The organism is Streptomyces sp. NPDC028289 (assembly GCF_055565975.1).
On sequence record NZ_JBVHTI010000002.1, the window covers coordinates 232588 to 256986 of the forward strand.

Annotated in this window: 16 protein-coding genes; 8 read left to right on the forward strand and 8 right to left on the reverse strand. The window is 67.6% G+C overall.

What is annotated here, in order from left to right:
- Window positions 1-49: 49 nt before the first annotated feature.
- Both ACZ4UV_RS09030 and ACZ4UV_RS09035 read left to right on the forward strand, forming a co-directional pair.
- Window positions 50-8158: a ricin-type beta-trefoil lectin domain protein gene (locus ACZ4UV_RS09030; RefSeq protein WP_467837031.1), complete on the forward strand. Its 8109-nt coding sequence runs from the start codon at window positions 50-52 to the stop codon at window positions 8156-8158.
- The gene (locus ACZ4UV_RS09035; RefSeq protein ID WP_363019356.1) at window positions 8155-8664 is read left to right on the forward strand and encodes a hypothetical protein; all 510 of its coding nucleotides are present in this window, start codon (window positions 8155-8157) and stop codon (window positions 8662-8664) included. Before ACZ4UV_RS09030 ends, ACZ4UV_RS09035 begins: the two co-directional genes overlap by 4 nt.
- 75 nt (window positions 8665-8739) lie before the next feature.
- Here ACZ4UV_RS09035 and ACZ4UV_RS09040 read toward each other — a convergent pair whose 3' ends face one another.
- The 5 genes from ACZ4UV_RS09040 to ACZ4UV_RS09060 form a co-directional block, all read right to left on the reverse strand.
- Window positions 8740-10056 (reverse strand): tyrosine-type recombinase/integrase, encoded by a 1317-nt coding sequence (locus ACZ4UV_RS09040; RefSeq protein ID WP_467837035.1) that lies wholly within the window; start codon window positions 10054-10056, stop codon window positions 8740-8742.
- On the reverse strand, window positions 10053-10238 hold the full coding sequence (locus ACZ4UV_RS09045) for a helix-turn-helix domain-containing protein (protein WP_467837037.1): 186 nt from the start codon (window positions 10236-10238) through the stop codon (window positions 10053-10055). The genes ACZ4UV_RS09040 and ACZ4UV_RS09045 overlap by 4 nt, the downstream gene beginning before the upstream one ends.
- Window positions 10231-11577 carry a replication initiator gene (locus ACZ4UV_RS09050; RefSeq protein WP_467837039.1) on the reverse strand — a complete coding sequence of 449 codons (1347 nt, stop codon included), beginning with the start codon at window positions 11575-11577 and terminating at the stop codon, window positions 10231-10233. The genes ACZ4UV_RS09045 and ACZ4UV_RS09050 overlap by 8 nt, the downstream gene beginning before the upstream one ends.
- 170 nt (window positions 11578-11747) lie before the next feature.
- On the reverse strand, window positions 11748-13076 hold the full coding sequence (locus ACZ4UV_RS09055; RefSeq protein WP_266595335.1) for an FtsK/SpoIIIE domain-containing protein: 1329 nt from the start codon (window positions 13074-13076) through the stop codon (window positions 11748-11750).
- Entirely contained in the window at window positions 13076-13402 is a 327-nt protein-coding gene (locus ACZ4UV_RS09060) for an SCO3933 family regulatory protein (protein WP_467837914.1), read from the reverse strand. The genes ACZ4UV_RS09055 and ACZ4UV_RS09060 overlap by 1 nt, the downstream gene beginning before the upstream one ends.
- A 229-nt stretch (window positions 13403-13631) precedes the next feature.
- On the opposite strand from ACZ4UV_RS09060, the gene ACZ4UV_RS09065 reads away from it, so the two are divergent.
- A complete protein-coding gene (locus tag ACZ4UV_RS09065) occupies window positions 13632-14564 on the forward strand; it encodes a GntR family transcriptional regulator (protein ID WP_467837041.1) in 933 nt (310 codons plus the stop codon).
- Window positions 14565-14655: 91 nt separating this feature from the next.
- Here the strand turns inward: ACZ4UV_RS09065 and ACZ4UV_RS09070 are convergent, their stop codons facing one another.
- The 3 genes from ACZ4UV_RS09070 to ACZ4UV_RS09080 form a co-directional block, all read right to left on the reverse strand.
- The gene (locus ACZ4UV_RS09070) at window positions 14656-15024 is read right to left on the reverse strand and encodes a hypothetical protein (RefSeq protein WP_402628259.1); all 369 of its coding nucleotides are present in this window, start codon (window positions 15022-15024) and stop codon (window positions 14656-14658) included.
- Complete coding sequence (locus ACZ4UV_RS09075) at window positions 15021-15329, reverse strand: hypothetical protein (protein WP_467837046.1); 309 nt, start codon at window positions 15327-15329, stop codon at window positions 15021-15023. The genes ACZ4UV_RS09070 and ACZ4UV_RS09075 overlap by 4 nt, the downstream gene beginning before the upstream one ends.
- Window positions 15330-15467: 138 nt before the next feature.
- On the reverse strand, window positions 15468-16664 hold the full coding sequence (locus ACZ4UV_RS09080) for a helix-turn-helix domain-containing protein (protein ID WP_467837048.1): 1197 nt from the start codon (window positions 16662-16664) through the stop codon (window positions 15468-15470).
- 3095 nt (window positions 16665-19759) lie between these two features.
- On the opposite strand from ACZ4UV_RS09080, the gene ACZ4UV_RS09085 reads away from it, so the two are divergent.
- From ACZ4UV_RS09085 to ACZ4UV_RS09105, 5 genes are all read left to right on the forward strand, one after another.
- On the forward strand, window positions 19760-20875 hold the full coding sequence (locus tag ACZ4UV_RS09085) for an IS110 family RNA-guided transposase (RefSeq protein WP_451021897.1): 1116 nt from the start codon (window positions 19760-19762) through the stop codon (window positions 20873-20875).
- 32 nt (window positions 20876-20907) lie between these two features.
- Window positions 20908-22227 carry a bifunctional 3-oxoadipate enol-lactonase/4-carboxymuconolactone decarboxylase PcaDC gene (pcaDC, locus tag ACZ4UV_RS09090; RefSeq protein WP_451021896.1) on the forward strand — a complete coding sequence of 440 codons (1320 nt, stop codon included), beginning with the start codon at window positions 20908-20910 and terminating at the stop codon, window positions 22225-22227.
- A 100-nt stretch (window positions 22228-22327) separates the two neighbouring features.
- On the forward strand, window positions 22328-22963 hold the full coding sequence (locus tag ACZ4UV_RS09095) for an MBL fold metallo-hydrolase (protein ID WP_451021895.1): 636 nt from the start codon (window positions 22328-22330) through the stop codon (window positions 22961-22963).
- Window positions 22964-23013: 50 nt separating this feature from the next.
- Window positions 23014-23793: an exodeoxyribonuclease III gene (locus tag ACZ4UV_RS09100; protein ID WP_390034481.1), complete on the forward strand. Its 780-nt coding sequence runs from the start codon at window positions 23014-23016 to the stop codon at window positions 23791-23793.
- A gap of 16 nt (window positions 23794-23809) precedes the next feature.
- The gene (locus ACZ4UV_RS09105) at window positions 23810-24217 is read left to right on the forward strand and encodes a DUF6278 family protein (protein WP_390034480.1); all 408 of its coding nucleotides are present in this window, start codon (window positions 23810-23812) and stop codon (window positions 24215-24217) included.
- Window positions 24218-24399 lie beyond the last annotated feature (182 nt).

A 24399-nucleotide genomic window follows, 5' to 3' on the forward strand; every position in this document is an offset into this window, starting at 1 on the left:
ATCGCCCAAGGCGGCATTCACACCTTCTCCGAGCACTCGCGTCCTTCCGGTGACGAAGCCCGTCAAGGCCGGTGCCCTGCCGGTGTGGGTGTCGTCGGCGCCTGCCGCCGGGCACCAGTCAGGCTCCGTCAAGGCATCTGGCCTGGCGGCGGTCAAGGTGAAGGTCGCGTCGCATGCCCAGACCTTGCGGGCAGGCGCCGACGGCATGCTGCTCGCCTTCACCCGCGCTGATGCGATGCCCCGCAGCGGCCGGGTGCGCGTGGTCATCGACTATTCCTCGCTGGCCAAGGCGTACGGCGGTGGGTTCGGTTCACGGCTGCAGCTGTTCAAGGTTCCGGCCTGTGCGATGACCACGCCTCAGCTGAAGCAGTGCGGGACGCGGACGCCCATCACGTTCAGCAACAGGGCGACAGCGGACCAGCTGACCGCCACGCTCTCCCTTGGCTCCTCCAGCGCCGCGGCGTCACGTACCGCTAGCGGCACGGACGAGCCGATGTCCGCGAACACCACCACGGCGAACACGACGACCGTGGAGGTCACCTCCGGCAGCTCCGGCTCCCAGGGCACCTACGCGGCAACCTCCCTGAACCCTTCGGGGAGCTGGCAGACCTCCGGTACCGGCGCCTTCACCTACTCCTACCCGATCGATGTTCCGTCCACAGTCGGCGGGAACGCCCCGTCGGTGGCGCTGTCCTACGACTCGCAGTCCGAGGACGGGGAGACCTCGGCCCGGAACTCCCAGGCGTCCTGGATCGGTGACGGCTGGGACTACCAGCCAGGCTTCGTCGAGCGGGCGTATCGTTCCTGCGGTGCTCTGCTGGACAGCAGCGGAAAGAAGATCCTCAAGGGATCCGGGGACCAGTGCTGGGCCGGTGACAACGCCACGATCTCCTTCGGATCGCACTCCGGGCAGCTGGTGCCCGACGGCGTCGACTCCAGCGTGCCGGGCGAGATCAAGCAGTGGCGGCTGCAGGGCGACGACGGCACCCTGGTCCAGGAGCTGTCCGGGGCCGCCAACGGTCTGCACGACGGCGTCTACTTCCGGCTGCTGACCACGGACGGCACTGCCGCGTACTTCGGGGCCGACCATTCCCCGACGGGCCCCGGACCCTCCGGGGCGATGCAGTCCGGTACTCCGGGCGACTCCTCGACCGATTCCGCCTGGGGTGTGCCGGTACTGCACCCGGAATCGGGCGATCCGTGCTACGACTCGGCCAAGGGCAAGGCGTCGCAGTGCGACAAGCACGAGGGCTGGCGTTGGAACCTTGACTTCGTCGTCTCGCCGAGCGGGTTCGTCGAGCGCTTCGACTACACGACCGAGACCAACTACTACGATCTGGGCGGTGGCCAGGCCGCGACCGGTGACTCGGGCGCCCTGACCTCGTACGTCCGCGGCGGCAAGCTCGACTCCGTCTCCTACGGCTACAAGCTCACCGATGAGCAGACGGGCCGCAAGCCCGCCGGCCAGGTGGTCTTCACCTCCAAGCAGCGCTGCCAGATCACAGACACCTTCACCGACTGCTCGGCGGGAAACCTCAACGACAACACGGCCCCGCACTGGCCTGATGTGCCGTGGGACCTGCACTGCGACTCCACCGACAGCACCACCCTGCCGTCCGGGTCCACCTCCGTGCCCACGAACGTGTGCGTGACCGCCGGACCGACGTTCTGGTCCACCACCCGGCTGGACAGCATCACCACGAAGGTCCACGTCAAGGATTCCTCGACGGACGATCTCGTCGACGTCGACAGCTATCAGCTGGGGCAGGTGTACTCGGACGCGGGCGGGACGGTCGACCCGGTCACCGGTACCACTGTCGACCCCAAGGACGCGGGTTCTCTGCAGGCCGTGATGTGGCTGCAGTCGATCCAGCACACCGGCAAGGACACCTACGGCAACGGCAACAGTGCCATCAAGCTCAACCAGGTCTCCTTCACCGGTACCGAGATCGACAACCGGGTCAACGACACCTCCCCGTCGGCGCCGCCGCTGTACCGGCCGAGGATCTCCTCGATCCAGACCGAGACCGGCGAGTCCATCGCCGTCGACTACAACACCAACTTGTGCGCGAACAAGACGCTGTCGATCTCGGCCGCGGACAGTAACACCAACTCCTGCTATCCGGTCTACTGGACCGTGCCGGGCACATCGAAGCCGATCGCGGACTGGTTCAACAAGACCACCGTGCACACCGTCACGGCATCCGACCTGACAATCGCCTCCCAGTACAAACCGAACAGCCAGAACATCCCGGCCGGCTCGGAGACACAGGTCTCCACCTACAGCTACGCCGGTCCCGCTTGGCACCGGGACGACTCGGCCCAGACGGACGACCAGTACCGCACGTGGGACCAGTTCCGCGGATTCCGCACGGTCACGGTGCAGACTGGTCAGGCTCCCGAGCCGGTGACCCAGCAGACCACCACCTACCTGCAGGGCATGGACGGCGACTACAAGGCCGACGGCACCCGCCGCTCGGTCAGCGTGGACGCCAAGGTCGGAGGCTCCACGGTCCAGACCGTCACCGATGCCAACCAACTCGCCGGCCAAGCTCTGCAAAGCGACACCTACACGGCGGCGGGCGGCACCGTCAACGCCGTGACCGTCAACGGCCCGTTCACCTTCACCACCACCGCCCACACGGCCCAGACCCCGTGGACGGACTGGACCCAGGACGACAACCCCGGCCAGACCGAACCGGACCTGTCGACCCTCCCCGATCTGATCGCTTTGCGGATCAAGGCCACACAGTCGCACGGCTACGCGCTGCTCGCCAACGGGACATGGCGCCACACCCGCACCGACACCAACTACGACAGCCAGGGCCGCGTCTCAACCGTCGACGCCCACGGGGACGTGAGCGTGGCCGCGCAGGAGAAGTGCGCCACCACCACGTATGCGGCGCCGTCGTCCAGCAACACCATGACCCTGTCCTACCCGGACCAGGTCACCTCCGTCAGCGGCCCCTGCGGCACGGCCGCCTCTGCGAGCACGCTGCTGGCCGACAAGAAGATCTACTACGACGGTGACGGCACCCTCACCAACCTGGGCACGTTCGGACAGCTCGACCAGACCAGCAGCACCGCCATTGGCCAGGCCACCGCCGTACGCACCGCCACCGGTTACACCGGGACCACGGAGAACTGGCAGACCAGCTCGGCCATGAAGTACGACGGGGCCGGCCGCATCACCGATGCCCTGGACGCCACCGGGCAGAACACCCACACCGACTTCAGCCCCGCCTGGAGCCCGTTCGGCGGCAACACCAACCCGACCAGCATCACGACCACCAACTCCCAGAACTGGACGGTCACCTCCACCCTCGACCCGCTGCGTGGCCTGGCCACCGAGAACGGCGACGCCAACAAGCGCAAGACCGACATCACCTACGACGCGCTCGGCCGACGTACAGCCGTCTGGCTACCCGGCCGGGACAAGGCGTCGGGCCAGAGCGCGGATGAGACATTCACCTACTCGATCAACCCCGGTGTGGTCACCGGGCCGAGTGGCACCGTCACCTCGCCGGGCGACCCCTCCGCAGTGACCACGAAGACGCTGCGCGAGGACGGCACCTACGCCTCGTCGATCACCATCTACGACGGGATGCTGCAGCCCCGCCAGACTCAGGCCACGGCCGACGGCGACACCAACTCCGGCCGGATCATCTCCGACACCTTCTACGACTCGCACGGTTGGCAGACCGCGTCGTTCGCGCCCTACTCCGAGCCGAACAACTCCCCTTCCACCACCCTGTATGCGGCGAACGAGAACCAGGTTCCGTCGGAGACCACCACCGGGTACGACGGTGAGGGCCGCGCGACCACCAGCACACTGTGGCACCAGGCCGTCCAGCAGTGGCACACCACCACAAGCTACCCCGGTGCCGACGAGACCGACACCACCGCCCCGGCCGGCGGCCGCTCCACCGCGACTTACACCAACGCGCTGGGGCAGACCACCGAAAGCGTCGTCAAGAACACCGGCAGCACGGTCAAACTCACCCAGGGCCAGGTCATCCCATCAGGCACATCGCTGACCTCGGACAGCACCCGGCTGGCCATGCAGGCCGACGGCAACCTGGTGCTGACCTCCCTCGCGACCGGCAAGACCCTGTGGTCGACCAGCACCTCCGGCAATCCGGGAGCCTTTGCCACCTTGCGGAGCGACGGCAACTTCGTCGTCTACAACGCGGGCGCCACCAGCACTCTGTGGTCGACCGGAACCACCACGGGCACCGTGATGCAGATCCAGAACGACGCCAACATGGTGCTCTATGACGGCACCGGTGCCGCGATCTGGAAGACCGACACCTGGCACCTGGCGAGCGAGGCCGACACAGCCACCACCTACACCTACACCCCAGCCGGCCAGATCGACACGATCAAGGACAACGCCGGAAACACCTGGTCCTACCACTACAACCTCCTGGGCCAGAAGACGTCCCAGACCGACCCGAACACCGGCACCACCAGCTACGACCAGTACGACGTCGCCGGCAACCTGCAACAGACCACCGACTCGCGCGGGCAGGTTCTGTCCTACAGCTACGACTGGGACAACCGCCCCACAGCCGAGTACAAGGGCGCGTGGTCGGCCACGCCGGATCCCACCAAGGAACTTGCTTCCTGGGAGTACGACACGCTCGCGAAGGGCTACCCGACCTCATCCACCCGGTACGTCGGCGGGAAGTCGGGATCGGCGTATATCCAGGCAGTCACCGGCTACAACACGGCCTATCAGCCGACCGGCAGTACCCTGACCGTCCCGGCCTCAGACGGCTTCGCCGCGGCCGGACAGTCCACCGCCCCCAGCAGCGGCACCGTCACTTACACCACGACGGCCGACTACACCCCCACGGTGGGGCTGCTGTCCAGCACCCATTACCAGGCCGACGGCAACCTGCCCGCCGAGACCGTTAACTTCGGCTACACGGTCAACGGTAACCTGAACGGCTTCGGCGGTGCCATCAGCCTGTCCAACCTCCCTTCCTACCTGGACACCACCGTCCACGACCCCTTCGGGCGGGTCCTGCAGACCAACTACGGCCCCACCGGCAAGGAACTGGCCACCTTCGCCCAGTACGACGCCACCACCGGCAGCGTCACCCAGACGGAAAGCCTCCTGCAGACGTCCACGACCCCCCTGGACACGACCAACTACCGCTACAACCAGGCCGGCGAGATCACCGCGATCGACGACCTGCAGAACAACACCACCCACGACACCCAGTGCTTCACATACGACTCCTTCCAGCGCCTGACTGCCGCCTGGACGGACACGGCAGGTATCACCAACTCCACCAGCGCCCCGGTCGGAGCCGTCGGCGGCTGCACCACCGGCTCCGTGCAGACCACCACCACGGCCCCGGTCACCGCCGGCACGGTGGGTGGCCCGGCAGCGTACTGGCAGACGTACACCTACGACCTGCTCGGCGACCGCACCAGCATGGTCAACCACGACACCACTGGCACCGCGGCCAACAACACCACACAGACCACCGCCTACACCGGAACCGACGGCACCGCCGCCGCGACCCTGCCCGACCAGGCGGGCACCACGACCAGTAGCAACCCGACCACCGGCACCGCGACCTGGACCCCGACCTACACCGACCCGGCCTACAGCAACAAGAACGCCGGCGACACCATCAGCCGGAAGACCACCACCACCGGCCCGCTCAACACCGGCTTCGCCCTCACAGGCGGCGGCAAGCTCTGCATCGACGACGCCAACGCCTCCACCACGCCTGGCGGGGTGGTCCGCACCTACACCTGCAACGCATCCGCCGCCCAGAACTGGACGATCGGCACCGACGGCACCGTGAAGGTGCTGGGCACCATGTGCCTGGACACCACCGGTAACGCCACCACCGCCGGCACCCTCCTGGTCATCGACACCTGCAACAGCGACGCCACCCAGAAGTGGAAGGTCACCAGCACCGGCACACTGGTCAGCAACGCCAACAGCGCGATGTGCGTGACCGACCCCGGCGCAAGTGCCACCATCCGCACCCAGCTCACCCTCGCCACCTGCGGCAGCGCGGGCCAGACCTGGACCACCGCCGGCACCGGAGCCCTGCCGCCCGGCCAGACCCAGACCTTCACCTACGACGCCGAGGGCCGCACCGCCACCGTCACCACCGGCTCGGGCACTGACACCAACACCAGCAGCTACCTCTACGACGCCGACGGCAACCTGCTGGAACAGACCAGCAGCCTCGACGGCACCGCCAAGACCCGCATCCTGTATCTGTTCGGCGGCACCGAACAGATCACCCTGAATGTCACCGCCAAAACCTGGACCGGCCTGCGCTACTACCACGGCCCGGACGGCACCACCATCTGCCGCTCCAGCAGCGGGACTGTCACCTACGAAGTCGCCAACGCCCAGGGCACCGCCACCACCGCCATCGACGCCAGCACCCTGGCAGTCACCCGCCGCTACTACGACCCCTACGGCAACACCCGCGGCACCAAACCCACCACCTGGGTGGCCGCCGACGAGAACCACGGCTACCTCGGCAAGCCCACCGACGCCACCACCGGCCTGGACCTCCTCGGCGCCCGCAACTACGACCCCGCCCAGGGCCACTTCCTCACCCCCGACCCGCTCTTCGAGGCGGGCGACCCCAACCAGATGGGCGGCTACACCTACGCCGGCGACAACCCGTCCACCAATTCCGACCCCAGCGGCCGGTTCGTACCGGGAGACATCGCCGGAGGCCCACCCGACGGGTCAAGCACCACGAAGAAGAAGTCGGGAACCGGCAAATCCAACGGCAACACCACTGCCTCGCCGTCACCGTCCACCACGCCCTCGCCCTCGATGAGCTCCACGCCTGCCTCGACGCAGACGCCCACCCCGAGCCTCGGCGAAGTCCCCTGCTCACCGTCTGACTTTGGCACGGACAGATGCGAAAGCTATGGCGGCGGCACGGCCATGCTCATCACCATCGGCGGGCTCGTAGGAGTGCCCCTGCTTGGCGCATGCCTGGAATCAGGCGTCGTGGACTGCGCCACCGGATTGCTTCTCGGCGCTGCCGACGGTGAAGCGGGCGGCAGCCTGCTCCTCGGCAGCCGCATCTTCGTGGGAATCAGTGCCACGGCAGAGGCAATCGAAGAGCAGGCTGACACCTTGGCCGCCAAGGCCGGGGCATCCGAGAAGGCTACGGAAGACGCGTCGGCCGCGAAGGGGGCCGTCGCCAAGGACCCGGACCCTCAGACCCACGCCGAACACGCCAACGCTACCGCAGCTAAACCCGACACCCCCGGAAAGGGCGCCAGCGGCTCCCCGAAGGGCTGCAGCTTCTCGCCCAGCACTCCCGTCCTGATGGACAACGGCAAGACCAAACCGATCGGCAAGATCAAGAACGGCGACAAGGTCGAATCTGCCGACCCCGAAACCGGAAGGCACCAAGGCGCCCGCACCGTCCAACACGTGTGGATCAATCACGACCACGACCTGCTCGACCTCACCATCCGCACTAAGAACGGCCACACAGCCACCCTCCACACCACCGCCAACCACCCCTTCTGGGACGACACCACCCACACCTGGGTCCCCGCTGGCAACCTCCACCACGGCGATGCCCTCAACACCGTCACCAACGGCCATGCCTACGTCGTCGCCGCCCATCCCACCCCCGGCACGGCAAACCGCTGGAACCTCACTGTCCAGCAGCTCCACACGTACTATGTTGTGGCGGGCGGCACGTCGATCTTGGTGCACAACACCAATGACGGCTGTCCCGTAAATGTCACCGTGCGGTGGCAGCCTGGAATGCCCAAGAGTCAGTTCAACTTGAAGGCTTCTGCTTTGCAGGATCTCAGCGACCAGGGGGTGCTCGTAAAGGCGCCAAACCCGGTTGCCCGTGATTCCTCTATCACCAATAAGTACAAAGCGAATCTGATTGCCCGCGTTTTCGACCAGTTCGGTGCAACTAATCCTGAGTTTGCTGCGAGCCTAAGAACTCGCATCCTGACGCAGATGAATCCAGATCATGTCTGGGAGTTGCAGCTGAGCGGTCCGGACGATGCAAGCAACCTGCATATTCTGGACGCCTTTACGAATCAAGATATAGGTAGGCAGATCTGGGGGCAGATTCGCGGTCTCCCTGACGGCACGCCCATCGGCATCTCTATTGAAGGTCCGCCATGATCTCACCTGAAGTCCCACGGCTCCTGTCTATGGCACGCGAAGCCGTGCAGCTAGAGCCCGAGTGGTCGATGATGAACTCCGTGCCAGCGGGTGGACGTGTGCCCGTCGGTGCGGACGGGCCCAGTGAGTACCTTGAGTTGCTCGGGATTGCGAATGGTGGCATCTTTGGTCGGGTGGTGATCTTCGATGCCAAGACTGTGGCGAAGATGCAGTTCTATGCCGATGAAACAGAAGGGGCCCCGGTTCGCCTCGGGCGTGAAAATTGGTTCTGCCTGGGCAAGGTGAACGACGATCCCGTGTTCGTGAACAGGGCGGATGGATCCGTTTGGGGGTTTCCGGATAGAGGAGTCATCTGGTGGCAGAGCGACGCTTTTGAATGCTGGGCTGGGAGCGTCGGCGACTTTGTCCTTGATTCCGCTCTCGGTGGGGGATATCGCAGCGTCACTGGTGCGCCGGAGGATGATCAATGGTGGCGCTTGCTAAGGCATATTGGCCGCGCTGAATAGAGTAAACCTTGGGGCCTTGCCAGATCTGAGCTGGCAAGGCCCCAAGGCGTTTGACGGCAGTAGTTGACGGCAACGTCAGTGGACGGGTGCTGCACAAGCCGACGGATCGTCGCCCTCGCGTCCTCCGGCGGTGGTCTCGGCGAGGTTGCCGAGGGCGTGTCCGAGGAGGTCGATGGCCTGGCGCTGTAGTCGGAGGCGGACGTGGGCGTACACAGTGGCGGTGACGCCGATGTGTGCGTGGCCGAGGAGTTCCTTGATGACGACGAGTTCGACCCCTTGCTCCAGGAGCAGGGTCGCGGTCGAGTGGCGGAGGTCATGAAACCGGATGGGCCGGAGGCCGGCGTCGCGGAGCAGGGCGTTGAAGTGGCGGGTGAGGGTGGCGGGTTCGATCAGGTGCCCGTCGGGTCGCGTGAAGACGTGGCCGCTGCCCTGCCAGTCCGCGCCCGCCTTCTCCTTCTCACGTGCCTGATGCTCGCGGTGCGAACGAAGCGAGGTGACGCAGGAGACCGGCAGTGCGATGCGGCGTTCGGAGCTGATGGTCTTGGTCGGCAAGGTGGTCAGACCGCCGGTACGGGTGCGCTGGAGGGTGCGGCGGATGGTGGCGGTGCAGCCGTCGAGGTCGAGGTCTTCCCAGCGCAGGCCGAGGAGTTCGCCCTTGCGTAGGCCGGTGCGCAGGGCGAGTTCGAACAGGGCGGCGTGCCGGTGGCCCTGGGCGGCGGTGAGGAAGCGTCGGGCTTCGTCGGCGGTGAGGGGGTTGAAGCGGCGGGGGCGAGGGGTTCCGGTGCGGACGTTGCGGGCGACGTTGCGGGGAATCTCCTCCTCGCGCACGGCGTGCTCCAGGGCGGACTTGAGCACGGAGTGGATGTAGGCGAGCGTGACCGGGGAGAGGCGCTTGCGACAGCACTGGCCGATCGCGCAGCAACGCGGGCGACGGCTGGCCTGGGCCCTGGGATCGCGTCCCGCGTCGATGCCGCGTGCGCAGCACCGGCAGACGGTCCGCAGTTCGTTGAGCCAGGTGCGGATGTCCTTGGCGGTGAGCTTGGCGAGCTTCTTCCGGCCGAGGCCGGGGATGAGGTACTGCTCGACGACGGCGCTGTAGCGGGTGTGGGTGGTCTCGCGGAGTTGGTGGACGGCGACGTTCTCCAGCCAGTACGTCAGGTACGCCGCGAGGCTGCCCTGGGCGGTGATGATGGGGATGCCGCGGTTGCTGGCGGCGATCTTCTCGGTCAGCTTGGCCTGCGCCTCAGTGCGCGAGTTGCCGTAGACGCGGATGCGTTTGCGGGTGTTGCCGGGGGCGAGGACGTATCCGGCGGCTTCCCAGCGGCCGTCCTTGCGCTGGTAGACGGTGCCGTCGCCGTTGGCGCGGGTCTTCTTGCGCCTGGGCGCGGTCATCGGGTGGCCTCTTCCAGGTGGCGTTGGACGTAGTCAGCGAGGGCGTGGGCGGGGATGCGGCGGGCGCGGCCGATGGTCAGGGAGGCCAGGCGGTGGGTGCGCAGGAGGTCGTAGAGGGCGGAGCGGCCGATCTTGAGACGGGCCATGGCTTCGGGGACGGTGAGGAGTTCGTCGTCACGCACCGACTGTCACCGCCTGTTCGCGCGTCGAGCCGCCGCCGATGAGTGCGGCGAGGCGTTCGAGGTCGGGGGTGAGTCCGGCGCCGTCGTAGGCCCAGTGGGCGAGGACGAGGGTGGTCGGTTCGGGGTCGGGGGTGTGACGGCTCTGCCAGGCGGCGCGGGCGGTCCGGAGGGCGCCGAGGGTGGTGGAGTAGGCGCGGGTCTTGGTGGAGAAGTGGCCGCGGAAGCCGAGCATGTGGGCCCAGGCCCGCAGTTTCAGGTGGGCGAGGTCGCGGCGGGCGCCGAGGGCCCAGGCGGTCCGGATCATGCGGGCTGCGTGGCCGGGAATGGTCTCCTGGCCGAGTTCGGCGATCAGCTTCAGTCGGCGGTCGAGGGTGCCGGCCGCGCTTTCGGCGCCCTTGGTGGCGTACTTCGCCACGTACCCGGCGACCTTGCCCTCCGTGATCGTGGTCCCGGCCTGGAAGGCGGCGGACTGGATGACCTTGACGTCCAGCTCCCTGCCGAAGCCGAAGGAGTAGGTCCGACCGTCGATCTCCGGCCCGTCGACATGGGCGCGGGCAGCGGCAGCGTGGATGCCATCGGCCAACGTCTCGGGCGTGGCCCATGCGGGTGGTGGGGTGTGGCTGCCTGCGGGGCCGTCGAGGCGGATCACAGCGTGGAAGTGGATCAGCCCGCGCCGCTGGTACTCGGCGACCTTGGCGTACGAGACGCGGGCGACCCTGTGGAGCAGGCGCTGGGGGATTCCGGCTGCGGCGGCGATGGTGCGGCGCAGGTGGAGCATGAAGCGCGCCCACAGGGCGGGGGCGTGGGCGTTCCACAGCACCGCGCCGGTGTAGTCGTAGTGCTCGGGGTCGAGCGGGGCACCGAGGATCGGGTCGCCTTTGGTGTGGGTGCGTCCGCAGCGGCAGCGGGCGGAGCCGTTGACGCGTCGGCCGTGGACCGGTCCGTACGAGGGCGCGGTGAGGGTGGCGAAGACGCGGGGGTGGGCGGCGACCTGGTCGGGGATGTTCTTGCCGCCGCGTAGGCCGGCGGCGATGAGGTGGTAGGTGTCCTGGCGGTAGAGCTCGGCGCAGGAGGGGCAGCGGGTGGTGCGGCGGTTGCCGCAGCGGACCAGGAGGTGCCCGGCGGGCAGTTCCTTGGACTTCAGTTCGCGCAGGATCTCGCCGGTGAAGGCGTCGATCTCGGTTCGGTGGCCTTCGAGCCGGATGGGCCGGGCGCACCCGCCAAGCGAGGACAGCTGCCGTATCAGGCCGAGCAGGTCCCGGTACCCGGTAAACGACGGCAGTACGGCTGCGGCCGGTTCGGGGTGGGGGATTGTGGTGGTGGGGTTGTGTGGTGGCATGCTGGCGGGACCTCTCTGCGCTACGGCACATGCGTGTGCCGTGGATGGATGGGGATGGAGGCCCCGGCAGGGGCGAGGGTTTGGCGACTACACGCCCTTGCCGGGGATGACTGCGTTACGGACTCGGTCGGGAGCGGGGCTTTCCGACTCGGGCGGCTGACCGGCGCGGGTCACGCGGCTTTGTCCAGGTCGGCAGAGGCGGGCAGTTCGCGGACCTTCAGTCCGTTGCTGCACATGAGGTCGTTGATCTGCCAGCATGCTTCGGTGGGCAGGTAGACCGAGCGCAGCCGGACGGGCGTGCGCATGTCGCCGACGGAGGCGATGGAGACGCCCTGGGGCATGGTGCGGTCGGCGGCGGTGATGTCCAGTTCGCGGCCGTCGGGGAAGAGGTGCAGGAAGTCCTCGACGGTGTCGACGCGGTGGCAGATCCGGGCGGACAGGTTGGTGCGGATGGCGGTGGTGAGCACGTCGGCGGAGGGTTTCTGGGTGAGCAGCCACAGCCGGACGCCGAACTTGGCGCCCTGGCTGGCGATGGCCAGCAGTTCGGCCTCGAAGCGTTCGCGGGACTTACGGTCGGGGTGACGGGTGTAGTTGGCCACCTCGTCGATCACCACGAGCAGCAGCGGCAGGTCGGGGCTGAAGTCGGTGATGCGGTCGGTGCGGCCGGACCAGAACAGCCGCTCACGGCGCTGCATTTCCTCGCGTACCCAGCGCAGGATCTCGGTCGGTTCGTCGAGGTGGATGGCGTCGGAGACTTTGTGTGCGGTGCGCCACCAGGGCGCGACGGCGCCGAGGTTGGGGTCGATCACGATCAGGCGCACGTCCCGCATGAGGGAGGCGTGGGCGAGCAGGGTGTTGACGGTGATCGATTTGCCGGAGCGGGTGGCGCCGGCGATGAGGGCGTGGGCGGAGTAGGCGAGGTTGAGCACGACGGGGGTGCCGTCTTCGTCCCAGCCGAGCAGCACGTCATCGGTAGAGACGAACTGACCTGGTCGGCAGACCGGGGAGCCGTCCGGGCCGAGCAGCGGTGAGCGGATCACCGCCTCCAGCGGTTCCCGCCGGAAGCCGCGCGCGACGATTACACCTGGTGTGGGCTGGGTGATCCGGATGCGGCGCATGCCCCAGGCGTCGCACAGGCCCTCGCTGGCGTCCTGCCAGGCACTCAGCCCGACCTGCGGCAGCGCGTCGGCGGTGACGGTGACGCCGAAAGCGTCGGCGCGGGTGTGCAGGCGGGGCACCAGCACGCGCGGTTTCGTCGGCTGTTCCTGTGGGCCGTACTGCTGGAGCACGGTGGGGGTTGCGTCCTTGACGGCCAGGCCGAGCATCGGCGCGAGCCGCTTCCAGCTCCACCGCATCCGCCGTGCCTGCCGCAGGCTGACACGGGTCTCGGCATCGGCCCGGTACCAGCGCGAGAAGCAGAACCCGGCCCAGCCCAGCAGCCCGAGCGTGCCGAGGCCGGAGACGACCAGCAGCGCGAGTCCGAGGGGGTTGCCGGTCATCAGGCACTCGCCTTGGCGGTGATGGCGTCGGCGCGCAGGGAGATGCCGTGGCGGTCCTTGCCGTTGATCTCGTTCTCCCAGGCCGAGGCGACCAGGCCGGTGAAGGCGACTGGCAGGCCGACCTTCAGGCCCTTTCCGAGACCCGGCTCGGGGACGTTCACGGTGATCACTTCGGCGCGGCCGTTGAAGGCGAACATCACGTCCACCAGGTGCAGGTGGGTCGCGGTGGCCCGGTCGATCGCGGGCTGCTGGCTGTCGCGGTCCTTGAACCGCGGCCGAGGCTCGGAGGCCAGGATCACCAGGGCCTGGGACTGGTCGATGGGCATGGTCTTCACGGCAAACCTCCAGGTAGAGGGGCGCGATTCACCAATGTGGATGATCGCGTGACGCGACTCTACCCGACTCGATCCAACTCCATCCATCCCTATTCATCACTGTTCCGCTCTCGCTCTGTCCCTGGGGTCGCTAATCTGGCCGGTGCAGCGCGCTGTGCTGCGGGAATGGCGGCTGGCCCGTCCTTCCGGCCACCGATGTACGCCGACCCGAGGGATGACGATGCCTCCTGCCGACGACGCGCGCCTGGCGTTCGAGCGCATCGCGGACGATCTCAAGCAGCAGATCCGAAGTGAGAAGCTCCAGCCGGGGCAGTTGCTGCCGTCCCACAGCCAGTTGATGGAGGCGTACGGCGCGTCGAGCCTGACCGTGCAGAAGGCGGTGCGGCTCCTGCGCAGCGAGGGATGGGTCATGACCCGCCAGGGCAAGGGCACCTTCGTCAGCAGGTCCGCGGACTTCGAGCACGCCTTTGAGAGCGTCGTCAAGGAGCTGGAACGTCAGATCCGCTCCGGCATCCTCACCCCGGGGACCAAGCTGCCGGGCCGTGAAACGCTCGCCGACCACTACGCGGTACCGGTCCGCGTCATCGATACGGCGGTCAGCCTGCTCGTACGCAACGAATGGCTCCGCTACGAGGACGAAGAACACAGCCACGACGCCTACGTACGCGACGCGGACGATCCCGCCCTCGGACGGCACCTCGCCCACGCGGCCCTTGTTCAGAAGATCCGTAACGGCTCGTGGCCCAAAGGCACCCGGCTGACCGCAGCGGAGGCCGCCAAGGCCGTCGGCCACAGCGAAGAGAACACCGAACAGGCCCTGGCCACGATGGCCCTGGAAGGGCACGTCCGCAAGGTCTACAAGAACCCGCGCAAGAAGATCCCCTCCCGCACCCGGCCGAGCGAGCCGCAGCCGGAAGAGCTGGCTTACGTCATCGGCGAAAGCCTCTTCTGGGGCGAGCCGGGAGACACAGGCGGAACGGAAGGCAGCTCAGGAGAGCAGCCACCGCACCCCACTCCGTCGGCATCCCGGGACATGGATCTGGCGGGCAAGCTGGATCTGATCCTGGAGCAGATGGCCGACATGCGCGAGCGCCTGGAGCGCCTGGAAGAGGCGAGCCATCGTCCAGGAACCAAGCGCTCCCAGGACACCTGACGGCATGCAAGGGAGATCCCCGGAGAACCATGGCTCTCCGGGGATCTCTACCGGCCCGGTTTGGATGGGAACAGGGAGCCACGAGGCACGGTCAGCGGCAGACGGCCGGGTATGAACTCTCCTGCCTCTTTTCCTCGTCCTCGAGGTCGTCCACGGTGTCGAGATCGTCGTCGGCGGGTGTGGGCAGGCGCGCGCCGCGACTCACCGCGATGCGGCGCACGTTGCCGAGCGCTTCAGTCAACTGGACTGCCAGAAGGTGCAGTTCGCCCTGCGTCCACTGCCGCTTGTCCAGAACACGCTTGGCCTCCTGGAAGAGTTCCCCGGCCAGGCCGAGCTGGGTCGACTCCATGTTGTCGGCGAGCCTCGACAGATATCCGGCCCCGTCACTTGCGAGATAGCACGGCTTGCCCTCGGGCCCGGCCCACGGCAGCAGGCGCAGCTGTCCGGTCCCGCTCGTCATGCCGTGACCTCCACTCCGCCGAACAACCGGGGACTGATGTCGATGCCGCGCACAGCCAGCCGGAGCGCGCGACGCCGAGCCTGCTGCTTCTGCGTCTCTCGCCGCTCGTGCGCGACCAGGTACGGGCGGACCAGCCCGATTTCCTCACCACGCAGTACCTGGGCGGCCGGTACGCGAGTCGGACAGGCGGTCGACGCCTCTACAGCAAGGCCGGCGGATGAGTGATCAGGTCTGCGATGGCGACCCCGAGCGGGCCACAGCAGCCGCAGCAGCGGCTCGAAGATGTGGGCGATACAGTGCGGCATGTCGACGCTCCTTGTCAGCGTTGGCCATGCCCCCGGACCGTTCGCGCGGCCGCGGGGGTCCTGACGAGACGTCAGCCTGCCGACCGGCGATGCACCGTGGTTGCACCGAAGGGTGCAACTCCTCCCGCTATAAATCCGCTATATCCCGACCCACTCCGCGTACTGCGCCAACGAGCCGTTGCGCGTCCGCTCCCGCCGCTTCAGTGCCAGCACGGTCTCCCGCACGGTCGGGTGGTAGCGGGTCTGCTGCGGTGCGATGCGCCGGGCCTGGTGCAGGCAGTCCAGCGCCTTTTCCGGGTGGCCCGCCCACGCGTGGGCCCGGCCGAGGTCCATCCAGTGGTGGCCAGCCCGGGAACGGGTCCAGCCGCGTGGAATCCGCACGTTGTCGGCGAGTGCGATCGCACGCCCGAAGTCGTCAGCCTCCGAGGCGATCGCCACGGCATGCACACCGACGTTCACCGGCCCCCAGGTGACACCGAAGTCCGGCAACTCGCCCGTTGCCTGGGCAAGGGCACGGGCCTCGGCCAGGCGGGCGTCCGCATGGTCCCGGTCCTTCATCCGGCCCGCGATAGTCGCGGCGCGCAGGTGCAGCATGCCCCGCATCGCCTCAATGCCCGCCGGGCGGCGTGACTCCTGGCCTTCGAGGTCCCGCAGAGCCCGATCGACCACCCGCAGACCCACGTCGTACCGACCCGACGACAACGTGGTCTGTGCACGCAGAAAGGCATGCATCGCGGCCAGCCCCGGCTCGTCGGCGCGCGGCGCGGTCCACACGAGCCGGTCCAACGCGACGGTGGCGAGATCGAGGAAGCCGAGCTTCCACGCCACGGTGAACACACAACGGAACGTCTCCGCCAGACATTCGTAAGCCAGCCGCTGCTCTTCCCCGGTACTGGTATGCACCGCCTGCACCGACTCGTCGATCAGCACAGGCAGGTCGCGCACCATGTCCGTGTACTGCGCCTGACGGCGCTGCTCCAGAGCCCGCTGGACATCCGCCCAGACCAACGAGGCCGGGCGCGGAGCCGTCTCCCAGTCCAGAGCGACGTCCCAGTTCTCCAGCCCCTCACGGATCGGCTGGATCAGGGCGTCCATGCGGTCGCGCCGCAGTTCGTCGGCGTACGGCTGTCCCAGCAGGTCGGATGTGGAAACACCCAGTGCACGGGCACAGGCGGCGACAAGGGCCGGGGAAGCGGGCTTCTGCCCGCACTCGACCTTCGACAACAGCGACTTCGACAGGTGCGCCCGCATCGCCAGCCCTTGCTGCGTCAGGCCGCGCTGCTTCCGGATACGGGCGATCCGAGCGCCGGCGTGTTCCTCGATGCTCTGCGACACGGCGAACTCCGTTCTGCGGCAACACTCAGACGGTACCCCCAGCACACGGTCCCGGACCGGCCGAACAGCGATCAACCCGGCTGCCCGCAGGACCACACTTCAAGCCGAACGACCAGCCGAGGGACATGGCGTACCGTCGAAGCGGGATGCGTCCAAACTTTCTCTACGTCTTCAAGGCGACCCGCTGACGCGGGTCGCGCGCGGCACGGCCGCCCACCCGGCCCACTCTCGGCTTCGCCACCGCGGGCCGGCCAGCGACCAGGCCGCGCAGAAGCGCGTAGCGGACGACCGGAAACAGGGAGAAAGCCGGACGTGCCCGCATGGCGAGTGCCGGGCCGACGGCGAGGCGACGGCCGGGAGTTGGCCGGTGCGCAGGTCCGACGGTGGGTCGGGCGGCTCCGTGGGCTTTACCCACCTCCCCGGGCCGGGGCCCGCGTCGGGCAAGGCCAGGGGGCCACTCGTTCAAATTCCGGGCAGGGGCAAAGCCTGCCCGAGTTGCCGGGCCAGCGTACGGCCCCCTGACCATGCCCGACCCCAACCCGGGCAGGACACCGGCCAAAGCCCACTCCGCCGCCCTCACGCACGCAGCCGTCTGACGGCAACGCCGACGGCAACACAGGGGCACAGCACGGCACTTCCACGCACACCCACGGACCGGCCGGAATTCGCTGACCAGCGAAAATGCAGGTGACGCCCGCCCTGCGAGCACACGTACTATGTTGTGGCGGGCGGCATCTCGATCTTGGTCCACAACACCGGTGATGCCTGTAAGCCGGCCTATGTGTGGCGGCCCAACCGCCCATTTGTAAACGATCACCCTCAGGATCCGGTCTCCGCAGATGCCTTGATCAAGCCGGGTGAACCGCTTGCGGCCGGGGACTACGTCTACGTGGTCAAGCGAGACGGATCCCTCGCGGCAGCGCTTGAGGACAATGTCGTTAATTTTGGGTCGCCGCGGCTGAACGGAGGCCACACTAGTCTTTCAGCGGACCTTGGAGCAGGCGAGAGTCCAGCACCGGTGCTCATGGCCGGAAGGTTCACTGCCGACGAGAATGGCCGCATTACGATGTTCGACAATGATTCGGGCCACTATCACCCTGGGTACGATGATTGGGAATATGATCCCGAAGCATATATGTCGCTTGAGGACGTGGCGCGTCAGGCATTTGAGCGATTTGGGCTTCCTGCGCCAGGGTCGGAGGCTTGGGATCCGTACGTACCATAGTCATGGGGTCCGGAGGAAGAGAGGAGTCGGCTGTGCATGAACGGAGCGGCGCAAGCGATCCGGAAAACGCCGTAGGCGCTGGTTCGATGCTGTCGCAGGCGAGCGAGGCTTCTGAGACTTACCTCGCGTCTGTGCTGGAGCTGGCCCGACTGCTCGGCCTTGAAGTCAGCCCTACCTCACACGACACGCACGCGGCGCGTGACGTGTGGGGGGCGGTGCGTGGGCCCCTCGCGGCGAGGTCGAGCCTCCCGGATGACTTCTTCACGCCACTGGTGGCGGCGGCGATCTATGAACCGGACCCTAGTTTTACGCGTTGGTTCGCTAAGCCGGCAATTGAAGCATTTGGGCGCCTTCGAGTCCGTCGCGCATTGCTTGAATATCTCAAGACTGGGTCAGATCGGGAACGGATCGGGGCAGCTCAAGCCTGGTACTATACGCAACTCCGACGATCTGATGTGCGCGCGGCTGAGGCGAAAGCTGGGACTGAATCAGATGGCTCGGGTGATCTTACGGCTGAATGGCGTGAGGCTGCGCTCCGCGAGTTTGTCAGAAATGACAACTTGACGCTTCGGCATTATCTTGTGAAATACCTTCCCCTTGGCGGTCCAGATGCTTTTCCATCTAATTGTCGAGAGCTAGTGGATGTGGCGCTAGAGATCGCGAGAGAATTGCCGCGATAGCGGCTGGCCGGGCGAAGATCTTGTGAAGCTCTTACATCTGATTTGCCTACCGCAAGTCAGATGATTCCATTTTTGGCATTCCAAGGCTGCTGTAATCGTGAATGCAGGGGGCCCGTCCTGAGCGTCGATTGATTCCGAGGATTCTTTTTTGTGCCGGAGGGGGCTTTTCTGTTGGTGTATGGCGCTCGTAGAGTCAGTAGCCGCGATGCGCTATTGGGGTGAATTCGCCAAGGGGATCGCACTGATCCCGGATGGCGTGCAGATCAGATTCAGTCCTGCTTTGATTGACGGATTGCAGTGTTCCGGTTCAGCTCGCGGGGATTCCGCTAATGGTCGATGCTTCAGTTGACTATTTTTGGGGTGGCGTGCCAGTTCATTACGAACGAAACTCCGTCTTCCGGGACGCTTGAGGCCCCACCGGACAGTATTTCTGGGGTGGGGTCTTCTTGGTGCCTGGCGGAAATATCGGCGGACTGGTGCCGCGCAAGCCTGTGGGTCGTTGTCGTAGTCGGGCTCGGGAGAGAGTTGATCGAGGGTCCCGAGGCTGCCCGCTGTTCGTGGACTCATAGCTATGAGGACGTTGCTCTCGTAACGGCCGAAGAAGCATGGACCTGCACTCGGGATTCCATGTTCGAGCATCCCTGATGGGATGGAATTTTAATTCCACGATAATGATCTTGAGGTCTATGGGGGGATGGGGCATGCGCTGGGTCGTGGATCCGCGCGGGCGGGTGGGGCCCATACGCATGGATTCCGAAGTCGGCGGCCGCCTATTCGATCGGTGAGGCAGCCGACGAGGGCGGCGCCCGGGTCGCCGCTCTTGCGGCTGGCGACTCCTGATCGCGCTGCTTGCGTTTGTGTGCTGTTGTGCTTGGCCGGGATCAGGTTCGGGGCGTTGTGTGAAGCGGATTGAGCATGTCCTGCGGTTCCTGGGTTGGAGCGAGATGGGGGCGGGAGGATGGGCGGGTGCTGTCCCGGGTCTATGGTCTGACTCATGATATTTCTGACCGAAGTGTCTCAGTCACACGGTGTCGGCCGGCGGTCGGGGATGGTGCGTTGTCGGTGCCGGGCTGGCGGGGTGTGTCCCGATAGGGGCCTGTCGATTGTTGTGGCGTCCTCACGATTCTGACCGTCTGACGCGGCTCGGTACCGGCAACGCGATACGTCATCGGACGGGAAGGGGAACGGGCATGCGTGGTTCGGCGCTGTCCAGTACGACGCCTGCTCCGCGGGCCCGCCGTCGTCGCCCTGTGGGGGAGGTGGTGCTGGGAGTGGACACGCACCGGGACGCCCATGTTGCTGCGGTGCTCTCCTTGACGGGGGCGGTGCTCGCCACTGACGAGTTCCCGGCCACCGCGGCTGGATACCGAGCTCTGCTGAAGTGGGCCAGGAAGTCGGGGACCGTGGGGCGGGCGGGGGTGGAGGGGACAGGTGCCTATGGGGCGTCCCTGTCCCGCTATCTGTTGGCCCAGGGTGTGGACGTGTTCGACGTGAATTGGATGGACCGGGCGGATCGTCGTCGGCGCGGTAAATCGGATCCGCTTGATGCCCAGAACGCGGCGCGAGTCGTGTTGAGTGGGCGGTCCCGTGCCCGGGCCAAAACGGGCGACGGTCCGGTGCAGATCGCGAGAATGTACAAACTCACCAAGGCGTCAGCCGTCAAGGCCCGCACTACGGCCATCAATCAGCTCAAAGCCGTACTCGTCACTGCCGATCCCGTCTTGCGGGAGGAGCTGGCCGGACTGGGCAATGCCGAACTCTTTCGTACCTGCGCGCAGTTCACCGATGCGCGTGGTCGCGAAGAGGTCGGCGAGGAGTCGGTGCTGCAGGCCACCCGGATCACGCTGGGCCTGCTGGCTCACCGGATCGGCCAGCTCTCCGAGCAGATCCGGGACGTGGAGACTCGTCTGACCCGGCTCGTGGAACAGCATGCCCCGCAGCTTCTCGATGTGGTGGGGATCGGCCCGGACACGGCGGTCACGTTGCTGATCACGGTGGGGGACAACCCGGAACGACTCGACAGCGAGGCGTCGTTCGCCGCCCTCTGCGGTGTCAGCCCTGTCGAGCGTTCCTCGGGACGTCGGCAGTTCCGTCGCCTCAACCGCGGCGGCGACCGGCAGGCCAACGCCGCGCTCCACCGCATCGTGTTCACCCGTCTGCGGGTCGACTCGCGCACCCAGGACTACTACGAGCGCCGGATCAAGGAGGGCAAGACCCGGCGCGAAATCGTCCGCTGCCTCAAACGCTACGCTGCCCGGGAGGTCTTCCACCTGGTCAAACAGCTACAGCCAGTACCCCGCTCATAGGGGCTGTCGTGACAGATGAGAGGCTCAGACGGGTGAGCGAGACACCACCGAACACCCTGCAATACCGCTTTGACGGGCCAGAAGACGCCCCGGTCCTGATCCTCGGTCCCTCCCTGGGTACCACCTGGCACATGTGGGACCGGCAGATCCCGGAGCTGGTCCAGCAGTGGCGGGTCTTCCGTTACGACCTGCCCGGGCACGGCGGCTCCCCGGCGCACCCGGCCGGTTCCGTGGCCGAGCTGACCGCACGGCTGCTGGCCACGCTGGACTCCTTCGGGGTGCAGCGCTTCGGCTACGCGGGCTGCGCGCTCGGCGGTGCCGTCGGTGTCGAGCTGGCGCTGCGGCACCCGGAGCGGATCGCCTCGCTGGCGCTGGTCGCCACCTCGCCCCGGTTCGGGACGCCGGACGAGTTCCGGCAGCGCGGTGTGATCGTACGGACGAACGGCCTCGACCCGATCGCCCGGACCTCGCCCGAGCGCTGGTTCACCGGCGGGTTCGCCGCCGCCCAGCCCGCGATCACCGAGTGGGCGGTCCAGATGGTCCGCACCACCGACCCCGGCTGCTACATCGCCGCCTGCGAGGCGCTGGCCGGCTTCGACGTGCGGCACGAGCTCGCCCGGGTCGGCGTACCGACGCTCGTCCTGGTCGGCTCCGACGACCAGGTCACCGGCCCCGCCGAGGCCCGCACCCTGGTCGCCGGCATCCCGGACGCCCGGCTCGCGGTCGTACCCGGAGCCTCCCACCTGGTCCCGGTCGAGCAGCCCGCCGCCGTCACCGATCTGCTGGTGCGGCACTTCTCCACCGCCTGGCAGCCCGCCTACGACTCGACCACCGGCCAGATCGCCATCCCGGCAGCCCCGGTGAAGCCGGTGCTGTCCGCCGCGCCCCAGGCCGTGCCGCAGGTCGCGCCCCAGGTCACACCGATCGCCGAGATCGCCCCGGCCGTCATGGCGCCGCAGCCGCTCGGGCGGCCCGATCCCTACGAGGCGGGGCTGAAGGTCCGCCGGGAGGTGCTCGGGGACGCGCACGTGGACCGGGCGCTGTCGCAGGCCGACGAGTTCTCCGGGGACTTCCAGGAGTTCGTCACCCGTTACGCCTGGGGCGAGATCTGGGACCGGCCGGGCCTCGACCGGCGCTCGCGCAGCTGTGTCACGCTCACCGCGCTGGTCGCGGGCGGGCACCTGGAGGAGCTGGGTTTCCACGTCCGGGCGGCGCTGCGCAACGGCCTCACGCCGGACGAGATCAAGGAAGTGCTGCTCCAGGCGGCGGTGTACTGCGGGGTACCGGCCGCGAACAGCGCGTTCCGGGTCGCCCAGCAGGTCATTCGCGAGGAGACCACTCCCGAGGGCTGAGGGACCCCGCGGACCGGTGAGTGCCGAAGGGCTGAGGTACCCCCGGGGGACCGGGGAGTCCCCGAGGACCGCGGGACGGCCCGGGGGCAGGATGGTGACCATGAAGCTCACCAAGAAGTCCCACGCGTGCGTGCGCCTCGAGAAGGACGGGCGCACGCTCGTCCTCGACCCCGGCGGGTTCAGCGAGCAGGACGCGGCCGTCGGTGCCGAGGCGATCCTGATCACCCACGAGCACGCCGACCACTTCGACGAGGGCCGGCTGCGGGCCGCGCTGGACGCCGACCCCGGCGCCGAGATCTGGACCCTGAAGTCCGTCGCCGACCAGCTCGCCGCGGCCTTCCCGGGCCGGGTGCACACGGTCGGTCACGGCGACACCTTCACCGCCGCCGGCTTCGAGGTCCAGGTGCACGGAGAGCTGCACGCGGTGATCCACCCGGACATCCCGCGCATCACCAACGTCGGCTACCTGATCGACGGCGGCAGGGTCTTCCACCCCGGCGACGCCCTCACCGTCCCCGACCACCCCGTCGAGACGCTGATGCTCCCCGTGATGGCGCCCTGGAACAAGATCTCCGAGGTCATCGACTACGTCCGCGAGGTGAAGCCGCAGCGCGCCTACGACATCCACGACGCCCTGCTCACCGACCTCGCCCGGCCGATCTACGACCGCCAGATCGGCGCCCTGGGCGGCGCGGACCACCAGCGGCTGGCGCCGGGGGCCTCGGCGGACGTCTGAGGCCGGACGGCCGAGGCCGGTTGTCAGAGGGGCCCGGTAGGTTGTGGGACATGCGCATCGCGACCTGGAACGTGAACTCGATCACCGCCCGCCTGCCGAGGCTCCTCGCCTGGCTGGAGAGCAGCGGCACCGACGTGCTCTGCCTCCAGGAGGCCAAGGTCGCCGAGGCACAGTTCCCCTTCGAGCAACTGCGCGAGCTGGGCTACGAGGCGGCGGTCCACGCCACCGGCCGGTGGAACGGCGTGGCGGTGCTGTCGAAGGTCGGCCTGGAGGACGTCGTCAAGGGTCTGCCCGGCGACCCGGGCTACGACGGCGGGCCCGAGCCCCGCGCGATCTCGGCGACCTGCGGGCCGGTCCGGGTCTGGTCGGTGTACGTGCCCAACGGGCGCGAGGTGGACCACCCGCACTACGCCTACAAGCTCCAGTGGTTCGAGGCGCTGAAGGCCGCCGTCGCCGGGGACGCGGGCGGCAGCCGCCCCTTCGCGGTGCTCGGTGACTACAACGTGGCGCCGACGGACGACGACGTCTTCGACGTGGCCGCCTTCGAGGGCCTGACCCATGTCACCCCGGCCGAGCGCGCCGCCCTCACCGCCCTGCGCGAGACCGGCCTGACCGACGTCGTCCCGCGCCCGCTGAAGTACGACCGCCCCTACACCTACTGGGACTACCGCCAGCTCGCCTTCCCCAAGAACCGCGGCATGCGTATCGACCTGGTGTACGGCAACGAAGCATTCGGCAAAGCCGTGACGGACGCCTACGTCGACCGCGAGGAGCGCAAGGGAAAGGGCGCTTCCGATCATGCCCCGGTGGTGGTGGACCTGGAGGTGTGAGTGTCAACCTGGGACCATGAACTTCCCCTTTCTGGGTAACAGGCACGGCAAGACCGGTGACGTCCCCCACCACGCCGATCCCGATCTGCTTGCCGAATGCGAGTTCCTGCGCGCCCAGGCGGCCGAGGAGGGTGTCGCGCTCGACGACACCCCGGCCTCGCTGGAGGCCCTCGACCAGTTGCTCCCGCGCTGGCGGGACGACGAGGAGACCCTGACCTGGCTCGGCACCGACGCCGGCCTGTACCTGGGCACCGTCCTGACCCGGACCGTGCCCGGCGCCGAGTGGGAGATCCGGGCGGACGGCGAGCCGGTCGTACGGCTGTCGTCCGGGCGGGAGTTCGAGGTCGTGGAGTCCGGCCACGACTGGGCCGCGAGCGGGGTCCCCGAACTCTCCCAGCTCTATGCGGAGGTCGCCGAGGCCTGAACTGCCATGAACGTGGCAATAAAGGCGGCATAAATACGGCTAATGCCCGAAAAGTGCGTGTCGTGCCTTAAGCCCACTCGCGGCTGGATAGTTTGCGGCAACCACGACACAGCTGAGAGCGGGTAGGGCTGCGGATGGCCGTCGATCCTCTGATCGAACTGCGGGACGTCAACAAGTACGGT